The organism is Streptomyces sp. NPDC005722 (assembly GCF_040630935.1).
In the GTDB taxonomy this organism is placed as follows: Bacteria; Actinomycetota; Actinomycetes; order Streptomycetales; family Streptomycetaceae; genus Actinacidiphila.
The window spans coordinates 31,570-47,728 of the sequence record NZ_JBEXYN010000011.1 but is presented as its reverse complement, the minus strand read 5'-3'; the positions used below and the strand labels follow the sequence as shown (position 1 = coordinate 47,728).

Here is a 16,159-nt window from a genome sequence, read left to right as displayed (position 1 = left end):
GCATTCAAGGCGGCCCTTCGTTCTTCTGATGTCAGCGAGAACGCACCACACCTTCAAAAACAACTAAAGGGCCTCCCCGGTCGCCACCCCGGGGGCCCGCATTGCACCGCGCACGCGGCCGGACTCCGAGAGCGAAATCAATCTGTCGCCGACAGAATCCGAGTCCGTGTGGCACAGGAATTCGCGCTGATTTCTCGCTGGATATCAAGTACACGGGGTATTCAATATGCCTAACCATGCCAAGAAGGCCCTGACCGCGGCTCAGAAGGGCATCTGGTACGCCCAGGCACTGGATCCGGAGAGCCCGGCCCAGAACATGGTGGAGTACCTGGACATCGCCGGCCCTCTGCAGCTCGCCCTGCTGGAGAAGGCGTTCGGCCAGGCGCTGGCCGAGGCCGAGGTGTCGCACCGGCGGTTCGGGCAGGACGACGACGGCCCGTGGCAGGTGGCGGAACCCCTGGCCGACTACCGGTTGCCCGTGGTCGACCTGCGGGCGGAGCCCGAGCCGGTGGCGGCCGCGGAGGCATGGATGCGGGCCGACGCGGCGCGCCCCGCCGATCTCGAACACGGCCGGATCATCACCTTCACCGCGCTCACGGTGGGCGAGGACAGGACCGTGGTGTACCTGCGGGCCCATCACATCGCGGTGGACGCCGTCGGCTACGGGGTGTGGCTGAACCGGGTGACGGAGATCTACACCGCCCTCGAAGGGGGGCGCGACTGCCCGTTCACGCCGTTCGCGACCCTCGAGGAGATCCTGGCCGACGACGCGTCGTACCGCGGGAGCGAGCGGTTCGCGCGGGACCGGGCGTACTGGGCCGAGCGGATGGAGGACGCGCCCGAGGCCGTCACCCTGGCCTCCGGGACGGCGTCGGCGTCCCACCGTGCTCACCGCCGCACCGCCGAGGTCTCGGCCGAGGTCGCCCAGTCGCTTCGGCAGGTGGCCCGCGCCTCGGGTGTCGCCCTGCCCGCCCTGCTGGTCGGGGCCGCCGGGCTGTACGTGCACCGGGTGGCGCAGGCGCAGGACGTCGTGATGGGGCTGACCGTCACGGCGCGCAAGGGGTCGCAGGTGCAGGGCTCGGTGGCGAGCATGGCCCAGGTGCTGCCGCTGCGCATGCGCGTCGCGGCGGGCATGAGCGTACGTGACCTGGCCAGGGAGGCGTCCGCGCGGAGCCGGGGGGTGCTGCAGCACCAGCGCTATCGGTACGAGGACCTGTACCGCGACCTCAAACTCGCCCGCACGGGCGGTCGCATGTTCGGTCCCGCGATCAACTTCCTTCCCGACGACCGGACGATGCCCCGGTTCGGGCGTTGCGAGACCACCGCGCGCACCTACCTGGCGAACGGTGCGGTGGACGACCTGACGATCCTCATCTACGAGCGGGACGCGGGTCTGCGGCTTGACTTCCTGGCCAACCCCGCGCTCTACACCGAGGAGGAGAACGCCGCCCACCAGGTGCGGTTCCTGCATCTGCTCACGGCCCTGGCCGGCCTGGAGCCGGACGCGCCGATCGCCCGGCTGGACCTGGCCACCCCCGTCGAACACCACCGCGTGCTGGTGGAGTGGAACGACACCGCCCGGGACGTCCCCCTCACGACGCTTCCCGAGCTGTTCCAGTCGCAGGTCGCGCGCACGCCGGACGCGACAGCGGTGGTGTCCGGGGACACCCGCCTGACGTACGCGGAGCTGAACGCCCGGGCGAACCGTCTGGCGCGGCTGCTGGTCGCCAAGGGTGTGGGGCCGGAGGACCGGGTGGCCGTGCTGATGGACCGCTCGGCCGACCTGGTGGTCGCCCTGCTCGCGGTGGTGAAGGCGGGGGCGGCTTACGTGCCGGTCGACCCCGCCTACCCCGCCGACCGGATCGGTTACATGCTCCAGGACGCCCAACCCGGCCTCGTGCTCGCCAATGAGACGGCGCGGGAGGAACTGCCGGACGGGGTGACTCCTCTGGTGGTCGATGCCCCGGCTACCGTCGCCGTGCTGGAGGACCTGGGTGACGCCGACCTGGCCGACGCCGAGCGGTGCGCGGTGCTGCGGGCCGCGCATCCGGCGTACGTGATCTACACCTCCGGGTCCACCGGCCGGCCCAAGGGCGTGGCGGTGCCGCACGCGGGGCTGGTGAACCAGTTGCTGTGCCTGCGCGAGGCAAGCGGCACGAAGGCCGGCGACGTCGTGCTGGCCCGTACGTCCGCGAGCTTCGACGCGGCCGGGTGCGAGGTGTGGCTGCCGCTGGTCAGCGGTGCCGCGATGTCCCTGGTGTCCGCCGAGGAGGCCAGGGATCCGCAGAGGTTGATGGCGCACATCGTGGGCCACGGCGTCACGGTGGCGCAGCTCGTTCCCTCGATCCTGGACACCCTCCCGCTGGAGGACGCGGGTCGCCTCCGGCTCGTCCTGTCCGGTGGCGAGGCGCTTCCCGCTCCTCTGGCGGCGCGCGTCGCCGAGGCGTGGGGCGTTTCGCTGATCAACCTGTACGGGCCGACCGAGACGACCATCCAGGTCACGTACGGACGGTGGAGTGCGACCGACCACGCGCACTCCACCGTGCCCATCGGCCGCCCGGTGTGGAACACCCGGGCGTACGTGCTCGACGGTGCGCTGCGGCCGGTGCCGCCGGGTGTCCCGGGCGAGCTGTACGTCGCCGGCGTGCAGTTGGCTCGGGGGTACCTGGACCGTCCCGCCCTCAGCGCGCAGCGGTTCGTGGCCAGCCCGTTCGCGTCGGGCGAGCGGATGTACCGGACCGGTGACCTGGCACGATGGGGCGCCGACGGTCAGCTGGAGTACCTGGGCCGGGCGGACGACCAGGTGAAGATCCGCGGTTTCCGGATCGAGCCGGGTGAGGTCGAGGCCGCGCTGACGGCGCATCCGTCCGTGGGCCGGGCTGCGGTGGTCGTACGTGAGGACCAGCCCGGCGACCGGCGCCTCGTCGGCTACGTCGTCCCGGCGAGTGATGCGGACGGTGTCGACATCGCGGACGTCCGGGCCGGTCTGTCGGCCGTACTGCCCGGCTACATGCTGCCGGCGGCGATCGTCGCACTGGACGCACTGCCGCTGACGGTGAACGGCAAGCTGGACCGCAAGGCCCTGCCCGCTCCGCGTCACGATGCGGACAGCGGCGGCCGGCGTCCGGCGACGGCACAGGAGGAGATCCTGTGCGCGCTGGCCGCCGACGTGCTCAACCTGCCCTCCGTCGGGGTCGACGACAACTTCTTCGAGGTGGGCGGGCACTCCCTGCTTGCGACCCGGCTGGTCAGCCGCATCCGGTCGGTGTTCGGGGTCGAGGTGCCGATCCGGACGCTGTTCGAGGCACCCACGTTCCGTGAACTGGCGGGCCGGCTGACCGCCTCCGGCGCGTCCCGGCCGCCGTTGACGCCCGCGCGGCGACCGGAGCTGGTGCCGCTGTCGTACGCCCAGCAGCGCCTGTGGTTCCTCAGCGAGCTGGAAGGCCCCTCGGCCACCTACAACATCCCCATGGCGCTGCGGCTGACCGGCACCCTGGACACCGACGCCCTGCACGCCGCGCTGCACGACGTCGTGGGCCGGCACGAGGTGCTGCGCACGGTCTTCACGACCGTGGACGGCCGGCCCTACCAGCGAATCCTTCCGTCCGAGGAAGCCCGTGTCGTGCTGCCGGTCGTACCGGTGACCGAAGGTGCCCTGCAGTCCTGGGTGACCGAGGCCGCGGGGCACCGGTTCGACCTGGCCACTGACGTCCCCGTCCGCACGTCGCTGGCCGAGGTGGGGACGGACGACCATGTGCTGGTCATGGTGGTGCACCACATCGCGGGCGACGGCTGGTCACTCGGCCCGCTGGCGCGTGACCTGTCGGCCGCCTACGCCGCACGCGCCACCGGTGAACCCCCCGCGTGGGGCGCGTTGCCGGTGCAGTACGCCGACTACGGGCTGTGGCAGCGGGAGCTGCTGGGTGACGCGGCCGACTCCGCCAGCCTGCTGTCGGAGCAACTCGCCTACTGGCGCAACGCGCTGGACGGGGCGCCCGACGAACTGGCCCTGCCCACCGACCGGCCCCGGCCCCCGGCGGCCAGCCACCGCGGCGGTACCGTCGACCTCCACATCGGCGCCGAGGTCCACCAGGCGCTGGCCGAACTGGCCCGTGCCCGCGGCGTCACCGTGTTCATGGTGACGCAGGCGGCACTGGCTGTGCTGCTGAACCGCCTCGGCGCCGGGGACGACATCCCCATCGGCACCCCTGTCGCCGGACGCACCGACGAGGCGGTGGAGGACCTCGTCGGGTTCTTCGTCAACACCCTCGTCCTGCGCACCGATGTGTCCGGCGATCCGACGTTCCTGGACGTGCTGGATCAAGCGCGTGAAACGGCCCTGGGCGCGTACGCGCATCAGGACGTGCCGTTCGAACGGCTGGTGGAACAGCTCACCCCGGCCCGGTCGATGGCCCGCCACCCCCTGTTCCAGGTGATGCTCACCCTCCAGAACAACACCACACCGGATCTCGAACTGCCCGGCCTGGACGTCGAGATCCTGCCCGCCGGCGACGTGCCCGCCAAGTTCGACCTCGACGTCCAGCTCGGCGAACACCTCACCGACGCGGGCGAACCCGCGGGCCTGCACGGCGCGATCACCTACGCCACCGACCTGTTCGACCACGACACCGCCGCCGGCATCGCCGAACGTCTCGTCCGGGTCCTGGAAGCGGTGAGCGCCGATCCGTCGGTCCGTGTGCGCCGGATCGACGTCCTCAGCCCGGCCGAACACCACCGGATCCTGGAGGAGTGGAACGACACCGCCCGGGAGGTGCCGCTGGCCACCGTGGCGGAGTTGTTCCAGGCGCAAGCCGCACGCACCCCGGACGCCACCGCCGTGGTGTTCGACGGCGTCGACGTGTCCTACGCGGAACTCGACGCCCGCGCCAACCGGCTCGCCCGGCTGCTGGCCGAGCACGGGGCGCGGCCCGAACAACTGGTCGCGCTGGCCCTTCCCCGGTCCGTCGACCTCGTCGTCGCCATCCTGGCCACCCTCAAGGCAGGCGCCGCCTACCTCCCGATCGATCCCGCTCACCCGGCCGATCGCATCGCCTATGTGATGGCCGACGCCCGGCCCGCGCTGGTGGTGACGACCCGTGCGGTGGAGCCGGTGCTGCCGGAGGGCGCGGCGCGCCTGGTCCTGGACGCCCCGGAAACCGTCGAGGCGGTCTCAGGTCGTGACGGTGGGGACCTGACCGAAGCCGAGGGTGGCGTAGCGCTGCTGCCCGCCCACCCCGCGTACGTGATCTACACCTCGGGCTCCACGGGCCGGCCGAAGGGGACGGTGGTCTCGCACCACGCGCTCGGCAACTTCGTGGCCGCCCTGCGCGAGCACCTGGCCCTGGGCACCGACGACGCCCTCGTCGCCGTGACCACGGTGGCGTTCGACATCCACACACTGGAGGTCTACGTACCCATGCTGTCCGGCGCCCGCGTCGTGCTCGCCGACCGCGACACCGCCCGGGACCCGCAGGCCCTGGCCGAACTGATCCGCCAGTCGGCCGCCACGGTGCTCCAGGCGACGCCCGCGGTGTGGCAGGCCCTGGCCGCGGAGGCACCGGACGCGATCAGCGGGCTGCGGGCGCTGGTCGGCGGCGAGGCACTGCCCCCGGCGCTCGCCCGGCGGCTGACGGCGACCGCGACGTCGGTGACCAACCTGTACGGCCCGACCGAGACCACCGTGTGGTCGGCGTTGGCAACCCTGCATCCCGGAGACGGCACCCGTGTACCCATAGGGCAGCCCATCTGGAACACCCGGGTGTTCGTGCTGGACGCGGGTCTTCGAACGGTGCCGGTCGGCGTGGCCGGGGAGCTCTACATATCCGGGTCCGGCCTGGCCCGGGGATACCTCGACCGGCCCGCGCTGTCCGCGGAGCGGTTCGTCGCCAACCCCTACGGCGGGGCGGGCGAGCGGATGTACCGCACCGGGGACCTGGTCCGCTGGAACACCGACGGGCAGCTGGAGTACCTGGGCCGCACCGACGACCAGGTCAAGGTCCGCGGCTTCCGCATCGAACTCGGCGAGGTCGAGGCGGCTCTGCTCGCCCACCCGTCCGTCGCCCAAGCGGCGGCGGTGGTGCGTGAGGACCAGCCGGGCGACAAGCGCCTGGTCGGCTACGTCGTCCCGGCAAGCGGCGCGGAAGGCCTCGACATCGGGGACGTCCGTGCCGGCCTGTCAGCCGTACTGCCGGACTACATGGTGCCGGCGGCGGTCGTCGTACTGGACGCGCTCCCGCTCACGGTCAACCGCAAGCTGGACCGCAAGGCGTTGCCCGCCCCCGACTACGGCACCGGTGTCGGCGGCCGCGGTCCGTCGAGCGCGCAGGAGGAGATCCTGTGCGCGGTCTTCGCCGAAGTGCTCGACCTGGCGTCGGTCGGGGTCGACGACGACTTCTTCGAACTCGGCGGCCACTCCCTGCTCGCGACCCGGCTGGTCAGCCGTATCCGGTCGGTGCTCGGGGTGGACGTGCCGATCCGGACGGTGTTCGAGACCCCCACCCCGGCCGCCCTCGCCGGCCGGCTGACCGCCACCTCCCGTGCCTCCCGGCCCCGGCCGGCACCGGCGCGGCGGCCGGAACTGGTGCCGCTGTCGTACGCCCAGCAGCGCCTGTGGTTCCTGGGCGAACTGGAAGGCCCCGCAGCCACCTACAACATCCCGATGACGCTGCGCCTGACCGGCACCCTGGACACCGACGCCCTGCGCGTCGCGCTGCACGACGTCGTGGCCCGGCACGAAGTCCTGCGCACCGTGATCACCACCCTCGACGGCCGGCCCCACCAGCGCATCATCGGCACGGACGAAGTCCCTGACCTGCTCACCTTCGTCGACGCCGAACAGGCCTCACAGGCCGGGGCCGAGGCGGCCGCGCACCGCTTCGATCTCGCGAACGAGATCCCGCTGCACGCCCGCCTGATCCGGACCGGTCACGATGAGCATGTGCTGGTCGTCGTCCTCCACCACATCGCGGGCGACGGCTGGTCCCTCGGCCCGCTGGCACACGACGTGTCCACCGCCTACGCCGCCCGCGCCACCGGTGACGTCCCCACCTGGGCAGCGCTGCCCGTGCAGTACGCCGACTACGCCCTGTGGCAGCGGGAGCTGCTGGGTGACGCGTCCGACCCCGGCAGCCTCCTGACCGAGCAGCTCGCCTACTGGCGCCACGCGCTGGACGGAGCGCCGGAGGAGCTGGCACTGCCGGTCGACCGGCCTCGTCCTCCCGTGGCCTCCCACCGCGGCGGCACCGTCGCCCTCCACATCGACGCCGACGTCCACCAGGCGGTCGTCGACCTGGCGCGGGCGCGGGGTGTGACCGTGTTCATGGTCGTCCAGGCGGCACTGGCTGTGCTGCTGAACCGCCTCGGCGCCGGGGAGGACGTCCCCATCGGCACCCCCATCGCCGGGCGCACCGACGAAGCACTCGACGACCTGGTCGGGTTCTTCGTCAACACCCTCGTCCTGCGCACCGACCTGTCGGGGAACCCCGACTTCAGCCGGCTCCTCGAACGCACGCGTGAGCACGCGCTCAACGCCTACGCGCACCAGGACATCCCGTTCGAGCGCCTCGTGGAAGAGCTCTCGCCCACCCGGTCGATGGCCCGCCACCCCCTGTTCCAGGTCATGCTCACCCTGCAGAACAACGCGCGGGCCACGCTGGAACTGCCCGGCCTGTCCGCCGAGGCGCTGCCCACCAGCGACGGCCCCGCCAAGTTCGACCTCGACGTCCAGCTCAACGAACACCTCACCGACAACGGCAATCCCGCCGGCCTCCACGGCGTCCTCACCTACGCCACCGACCTGTTCGACCACCGCACCGCCGCCGCCATCGGCGAACGCTTCACCCGGGTCCTGCGAACCGTCACCGCGCATCCGTCCGTCCCCGTGAGCCGGATCGACGTCCTGAGTCCGGCCGAGCACCAGCGCGTCCTGGTGGAGTGGAACGACACCGCCCGGGAGCTGCCGCAGGCCACGGTCGCCGAGTTGTTCGAGTCCCAGGTCGCACGCACCCCGGACGCCACCGCCGTGGTGTTCGAAGGCTTCGAGGTGTCCTACGCCGAACTCAACGCCCGCGCCAACCAGCTCGCCCGGCTGCTGGTCGAACACGGAGTGGAACCCGAGCGGCTGGTGGCCCTGGCCCTTCCCCGGTCCGTCGACCTCGTCGTCGCCATCCTGGCCACCCTCAAGTCAGGGGCCGCCTACCTCCCCGTCGATCCCGGTCACCCGGTCGATCGCATCGCGTATCTGCTCGCCGAGGCACGGCCCTCAGTCCTCATCGGCGGCGACGCGGCGTGGGAGAGCCTGCCGGGCGTCGACGTCACTCGTCCGTCCCTCGACGACCTGTCGAGCCGGGCCGCGTCTGATCTGTCCGACGCGGACCGGCGCAGCCCGCTGCTGCCCGACCACCGCGCGTACGTCATCTACACCTCGGGCTCCACGGGGCGTCCCAAGGGCGTCGCGGTCACGCATCGCTCGCTCGCCAACAACATCGGCGCCGCCGCGCCGGAGTACGGGATCGACGAGCGTGCGCGGATGCTGGGGGCGACGGCGTTCAGCTTCGACGTGTCGGTGCAGGACCTCTTCGTCACCCTGGTCTCCGGTGCGGCCTTCGTGCTGGCCGCCGATGAGGACCGGGTCGACCTCGAGCGCCTCCAGGACTTGATGCGTACGCAGAACGTGTCCGTGGCGCACGTGACTCCGGGGGTCGCGCGGCAGTTGGACCCGGCGCGCCTGCCGGAGCTGCGGACGCTCGTGGTCGGGGGTGAGGCGCCGAACGCGGGTCTCGTCAACCGGTGGGTCACTGCCGACCGGGAGTTCTTCAACAGCTACGGGCCGACGGAAACGACCATCGGTGCCACGCTGATGCGGTGTGCCGGCCGGTCGTGGGAGCGCACTCCGCCCATCGGCCGCCCGCTGGCGAACGTACGGGCCTTTGTGCTGGACGCGGTGTTGCGGCCGGTGGCTCCGGGAGTGGCCGGGGAGTTGTACCTCGCCGGCGTGCAGGTGGCCCGGGGATACGTCAACCGGCCCGGGCTGACGGCGGAGCGGTTCGTCGCCAACCCGTACGGTCAGCCCGGCGAGCGGATGTACCGCACCGGTGACCTGGTGCGCTGGAACACCGACGGGCAGCTGGAATACGTCGGCCGCACCGACGACCAGGTCAAGGTCCGCGGCTTCCGCATCGAACTCGGCGAGATCCAGGCGGCTCTGCTCGCCCAACCGTCCGTCGCCCAGGCGGCTGTCATCGTCCACGAGGACCAGCCGGGCGACAAGCGCCTGGTCGGCTACGTCGTCCTGGCGAGCGGAACGCACAATGTGGACGTCCGTGCCGGCCTGTCGGCCGTACTGCCGGACTACATGCTGCCGTCCGCGATCGTCGAGCTCGACGCGCTCCCGCTCACGGTGAACCGCAAGCTGGACCGCAAGGCCCTGCCCGCCCCCGACTACCGCGCCGCGAGCCCGGGCCGGAAACCGCGGACCCTCCAGGAGCAACTGCTCACCCAGGCGTTCGCCGACGTCCTCGGCCTCCCGCACGTCGGGGTGGACGACAACTTCTTCGACCTCGGCGGACACTCCCTCCTGGCCACCCGTCTCGTCAGCCGTATCCGTGCCGCCCTCGGGGCCGAGGTCCCGGTCCGGGCCCTGTTCGAAACCCCCACGGTCGCGGGGCTCGCCCTGCGTCTCGCGCAGAGCGGCGCCGACGCCGCACGCCTGCCGCTGACCGTCCGGCCGCGGCCCGCGACGGTGCCGCTGTCGTACGCCCAGCAACGCCTGTGGTTCCTGGAACAGTTGGAAGGGCCGTCCGCGCTCTACAACATCCCCATCGCCCTCCGCCTCACCGGCGACCTCGACCCCGACGTCCTCCGGGCCGCGCTCTCCGACGTCGTCGCCCGCCACGAAGTGCTCCGGACCGTCTTCGCGCATGTCGACGGCGCACCCGAGCAGCGCGTCCTCGCCCCTCAGGCGATCGACCTGCCGTTCTCTTCGGAGGAGATGCCGGAGGGCGAGGTGGCTGAGGCAATCGCTGAAGAAGCGCGTCGCCCCTTCCACCTCGCCGACGACCTTCCGCTGCGCGCACGGTTGTTCGCCATGGCCCCACAGGAACACGTGCTGGTCCTGGTACTGCACCACATCGCCGGCGACGGCTGGTCCCTGGCGCCGCTCGCCCGCGACATCTCCACCGCCTACACCGCCCGGGCAGGCGGCCGGACGCCCGCGTGGGAAGCTCTCCCGGTCCAGTACACGGACTACACGCTCTGGCAGCGCGACCTCCTGGGCGACGACCACGACGCGGCGAGCGTCCTCAACCGCCAACTGGACTACTGGCGCGAGGCCCTCACCGGTCTGCCGGAGGAACTCGCCCTGCCCACCGACCGGCCCCGGCCGCCGGTGGCCTCCCACCGGGGCGGGACGGTCGGCCTGCGCATCGACGGCGAACTCCACGAGCGGATCACCGGCCTGGCCCGTGCCGAGGGCGTCACCGTCTTCATGGTGCTGCAAGCCGCCCTCGCCACGCTGCTCTTCCGCCTCGGCGCGGGCGCCGACATCCCCATCGGGACCTCGCTTGCGGGCCGCACCGACGAGAACCTGGACGAGCTGGTCGGGTTCTTCGTCAACACCCTGGTCATCCGCACCGACGTCTCGGGGGAACCGTCCTTCCGGGAACTGATGCACCGCGTGCGCGAACGGGGCCTGGACGCCTTCGCCCACCAGGACGTGCCGTTCGAACGGCTGGTGGAGGACCTGGCCCCCGCCCGGTCCATGGCCCGCCATCCGCTCTTCCAGGTCATGCTGGCGCTGCAGAACGCCGCTCCGGCCGACCTCGCCCTACCCGGCGTCGAGACCCACGTCCTGGACACGGGTGACCTGCCCGCCAAGTTCGACCTCGACGTCCAGCTCCGCGAGACCGGCACCGGCGGCCTGACCGGCTCCCTCACCTACGCCGCCGACCTGTTCGACCACGGCACGGCGGAGTCGCTGGCCGAGCGGTTCGTCCGGGTCCTCGACATCGTGACCGCCGACCCCGCGCGGCCGGTCACCGACATCGACCTGCTCGGCCCGGACGAGCGTCACACCGTGCTGGAGACGTGGAACGACACCGTGCACGAAGTGCCGGTGGCGCCGCTTCCGGACCTCTTCCAGGCCCAGGCCGCACGCACCCCCGACGCCACCGCCGTGGTCTTCGAGGACGAACGGCTGTCCTACGCCGACCTCAACGCACGGGCCAACCGGCTCGCCCGGCACATGGCCGGACGCGGCGCCGGACCCGAAACCCTTGTCGCGGTCCACCTGGAGCGCTCCGCCGATCTCGTCGTCACCCTGCTGGCCGTCCTCAAGACGGGTGCCGCCTACCTCCCGGTCGACCCCGACCACCCGGCCGACCGCATCACCCGGCTCCTTGCCGACGCCAATCCCGTACTGCTGGTCACCACGGCTGCCCTGAACCCGGCGGACAGCGGACAGCTCCCCCGCCTCGTCCTCGACGACCCGGAAACGGTGCTCGCCCTCAACGGCGCGTCCCCGGCCGACCTCGACGACGGCGACCGCACCTGTGGCCTTCTCGTCGATCACCCGGCGTACGTCATCTACACCTCCGGGTCCACCGGACGCCCCAAGGGCGTGACGATCACCCACCGGGGCCTGGTCAACCGGTTGGCGTGGATGCAGGACGCCTACCGGCTGACCTCCGGCGACCGCGTCGTGCAGAAGACCCCGTTCGGGTTCGACGTGTCGGTGTGGGAGTTCTTCTGGCCGCTGGTCGAGGGCGCGACGCTGGTGGCGGCCCGTCCGGGCGGTCACCGCGACCCGGGGTACCTGGCCGCACTGATCCGGCGCGAGCAGGTCACCGTCGCCCACTTCGTCCCGTCGATGCTTCAGGTGTTCGTCGCCGAACCCGCCGCCCGGGAGTGCGTCTCCCTGCGGGCCGTGGTCTGCAGCGGCGAGGCGTTGCCGGCCGCGTTGCGCGACCAGTTCCACGCCGTGCTGCCGATCCCGCTGCACAACCTGTACGGCCCGACCGAGGCGGCCATCGACGTTACGGCCTTCACCTGTGAGCCGGGGGCGGACGCCGGTGGTGGGGTGCCGATCGGGCGCCCGGTGTGGAACACCCGGGTGTTCGTGCTGGACGCGGCGTTGCGGCCGGTGCCTGCCGGGGTGGCCGGCGAACTGTACCTGGCCGGTGTGCAGCTGGCCCGCGGCTATCTGGACCGGCCGGGCCTGACCGCGGAGCGGTTCGTCGCCAACCCGTACGGTCAGCCGGGCGAGCGGATGTACCGCACGGGCGACCTGGCCCGCTGGAACACCGGCGGTCAGTTGGAGTACCTGGGCCGTACCGACGACCAGGTCAAGATCCGCGGCTTCCGCATCGAACTCGGCGAGATCGAGGCCGCCCTGCTCGCCCACCCGTCCGTCACGCAGGCGGCCGTGGTGGTCCGCGAGGACCGGCCGGGCGACAAGCGCCTGGCCGGGTACGTGGTGGCGGCCGGTGACGCGGACGTCGCGCAGATGCGCGCACGCCTGGCGCAGGTGCTGCCCGAGTACATGGTCCCGGCCGCGATCCTGGTGCTCGACGCACTGCCGTTGACGGTCAACGGCAAGCTCGACCGCAGGGCGCTGCCGGCTCCGGACTACGCCGCCGCGGTCACCGGCCGCGGGCCGTCGACGGTGCAGGAGGAGGTCCTGTGCGCGCTGTTCGCCGAGGTGCTCGGCCTGCCCTCCGTCGGGGTCGACGACGACTTCTTCGAGCTCGGTGGGCACTCCCTGCTGGCGGTGACGCTGGTGGAGCGGGCCCGGGCGGCGGGTGTCGCGGTGGACGTGCGGACGCTGTTCACCAGCCCGACCGTGGCCGGTCTCGCGGCGCTGGAGGGCGCTCCGAAGGTGGTGCTGCCTGACAACGGCATCCCTGCGGGTGCCACGGCGATCACGCCGGAGATGGTGACGCTGGCCGACCTCACGGCGGAGGAGATCGCCGTCGTCACCGCGGAGGTGCCCGGCGGCGCGGCCAACATCGCCGACATCTACCCGCTGGCCCCGCTCCAGGAGGGCATCCTCTTCCACCACCTGCTGGAAGGCGAGAACGCCAGCGACCTGTACACGCTGCCGTACGTCCTCCGCTTCGACTCCCGGGAGCGGGTGGACGCCGTCCTCGCCGCCGTGCAGCAGGTGGTCGACCGGCACGACATCCTGCGTACGGCCTTCCTGTGGGAAGGGCTCCGGGAGCCCGTCCAGGTCGTCCTGCGCACGGCCCCCGTCGCGGTCAGGACGCTCCGGCTGGAGGGCGCGGACGTCGTCGGCGGCCTGCTGGCCACGCGCACGGAGCCGATGGACGTCCGCCGCGCGCCCCTGCTGCAGGCCGCCGTCGCGCAGGACCCCGACGACGGGCGGTGGGTCGTGCTGCTCGAGGTGCACCACCTCGTGCAGGACCGTACGTCCCTCGCCCTGGTCTTCGACGAGATCCGCGCGATCCTCTCCGGAGGCGCGGACACACTGCCCGCGCCGCTGCCGTTCCGCGAGTTCGTCGCACGGGCACGGCTCACGATCCCGGCGCAGGAGCACGAGCGCTTCTTCGCGGGGCTTGTGGGTGACGTGAGCGAGCCGACCGCGCCCTACGGGCTGCTGGACGTGCACGGCGACGGCCGTGGCGTGTCCGAGGTGCGCATGCCCCTCGGTCCCGATGTGGCGCAGCGGTTGCGGGAGCAGGCGCGGAGCCTGGGTGTCACCCCGGCGACGCTGTTCCACGTCGCCTGGGCGCGGGTGGTGGCGGCCACCTCGGGCCGTGACGACGTGGTGTTCGGCACCGTGCTGTTCGGGCGGATGAACGCGGGCGCCGGAGCCGACCGGGTGCCCGGACTGTTCGTCAACACACTGCCCGCACGCCTCGACGTCGGCTCCGTGAGCGTGCGCGAGGCCGTGTACGCGATGCGGCGGCAGCTCGCGGACCTGCTGGTGCACGAGCACGCCCCCCTCATCCTGGCCCAGCGGGCCAGCGCCCTCCCCGCCCGGACACCGCTGTTCACGTCGCTCTTCAACTACCGGCACGCCGAGGACACGGCGGCACCGGGTCCCGACGGGATGGAGCTGCTGCACGGGCACGAGCGCACCAACTACCCGCTGGAATTCGCCGTCAACGACCAGGACCCCCACTTCACCTTCACCGTCCAGGCGGTGGCCCCGGTCGATCCGCGGTCGCTGGGCGCCTTCATGTACACCGCGGTCGCGGACCTCGTCACGGCGCTGGAGGAGGAGCCCGAGCGCCCGTTGCGTGCGATCCACGTCCTGGACGACAAGGAACGCCGGCTGCTGGTCGAGTGGAACGACACCGCCCGGGATGTTGCTCCGGGGACGCTTCCCGAGCTGTTCCAGGCGCAGGTGGCTCGGACCCCGGAGGCGGATGCGGTGGTGTTCGAGGACACCACGCTGACCTACGCGGAACTCAACGCGCGGGCCAACCGGCTGGCACGACTGCTGATGGCCCGCGGAGCAGGCCCGGAGCAGCGGGTGGCGGTGATGATGGACCGCTCGCCGGATCTCGTCGTCACGCTGCTCGCCGTCCTCAAGTCCGCCGCGGCATACGTGCCGATCGACCCCGAGTACCCGGCGGAACGCGTGGCCTACGTGCTGGGCGACGCCGCGCCAGCGCTGGTGGTGACCACCCGCCGGTTCGAGAGCGTGCTGCCCGAGGGCGTGACGCGGGTGGTGGTGGACGACCCCGCGACCGATCTGCAGTCACAGGCCGACACCGACCCCGACCAGATGCCGCTGCCGGCCCACCCCGCCTACGTCATCTACACCTCAGGCTCCACCGGACGCCCCAAGGGCGTCGCCCTCCCGCACGCAGGCGTCGTCAACCGGCTGGCGTGGATGCAGCACGCCTACCAACTCACCGCCAACGACCGGGTCGTGCAGAAGACCCCCTTCGGCTTCGACGTGTCCGTCTGGGAGTTCTTCTGGCCCCTCCTGGAAGGCGCCACCCTCGTCGTGGCCCGACCCGGCGGCCACCGGGACCCCGACTACCTCGCCGAACTCATCCAGCGCCGGCACGTCACCATCGCCCACTTCGTCCCCTCCATGCTCCAGGTCTTCACTGCGGCGGCCGAAACGTCGCAGTGGGCGATGCCGTCCCTGCGCGCCGTCATGGCCAGCGGCGAAGCCCTCCCCGCCGAACTCCGCGACCGGTTCGCCGCATCCTTCGGCATCCCGCTCCACAACCTCTACGGGCCGACCGAAGCATCCATCGACGTCACCGCCCACACCTGCGAACCCCACACCACCGCTGTGGTGCCCATCGGCCGCCCCATCTGGAACACCCAGACCTACGTCCTGGACGCCACACTCCAACCCGTACCCCCCGGCGTAGCCGGCGAGCTCTACCTCGCCGGCATCCAACTCGCCCGCGGCTACCTCGACCGACCCGCACTCACCGCCGAACGCTTCGTCGCCAACCCCCACAGCAGCACGCCCGGCGCACGCATGTACCGCACCGGCGACCTCGCCCGCTGGAACACCGACGGGCAGCTGGAGTATCTCGGCCGCACCGACCACCAGGTCAAAATCCGCGGCTTCCGTATCGAACTCGGCGAAATCGAGGCCGCACTCCTCACCCACCCCGCCGTCGGCCACGCCACCGTCATCGTCCGCGAGGACCAACCCGGCGACCAACGCCTCACCGCCTACCTCGTGCCGTCCCACGAGGTGTCCGCCGAGGACGTCAGCGCCTTCAGGGCGGCGGCGGGCGGCGTTCTGCGGACCCATGTCGCCACCCTCCTGCCGGACTACATGGTCCCCTCCGCGATCGTCGTCCTGGACGAGCTGCCGGTCACGGTGAACGGCAAGCTGAACCGTTCCGCCCTCCCGGCACCCGACTACGCCGGCCAAGCCGAGAGCAGGGAACCCGCCACACCCGAAGAGGCGGCACTCTGCGGCATCTTCGCGAAGGTGCTGGGCCTCCCCGACTTCGGAGTGGACGACAACTTCTTCGATCTCGGCGGGCATTCCCTCCTCGCCACCCAGCTCGCCGGTCACATCCGCGCCGCCCTCAACAGGGACGTCCCGATCCGCGCGATCTTCGAAACGCCCACTCCCGCCGGACTGGCCAAGCGGCTGGGACCGGAGAAGCACAGCCGGCCCGCGCTGCGTCCCCGACAGCGCTAGGGCCCCCTCTCGGCC

Annotated in this window: 1 protein-coding gene; it reads left to right on the top strand. The window is 71.9% G+C overall.

Features of this window, described 5'->3' with window-relative positions:
* Nucleotides 1-226 precede the first annotated feature (226 nt).
* Nucleotides 227-16,144, top strand: a complete 15,918-nt coding sequence (locus ABZ479_RS15350; RefSeq protein WP_500462043.1) for a non-ribosomal peptide synthase/polyketide synthase — start codon at nt 227-229, stop codon at nt 16,142-16,144.
* Nucleotides 16,145-16,159: the final 15 nt, after the last annotated feature.

Excerpts from the sequence above, each read along its gene's own strand:
- ABZ479_RS15350 (WP_500462043.1), top strand. The coding sequence starts at position 227 with ATGCCTAACCATGCCAAGAAGGCCCTGACCGCGGCTCAGAAGGGCATC.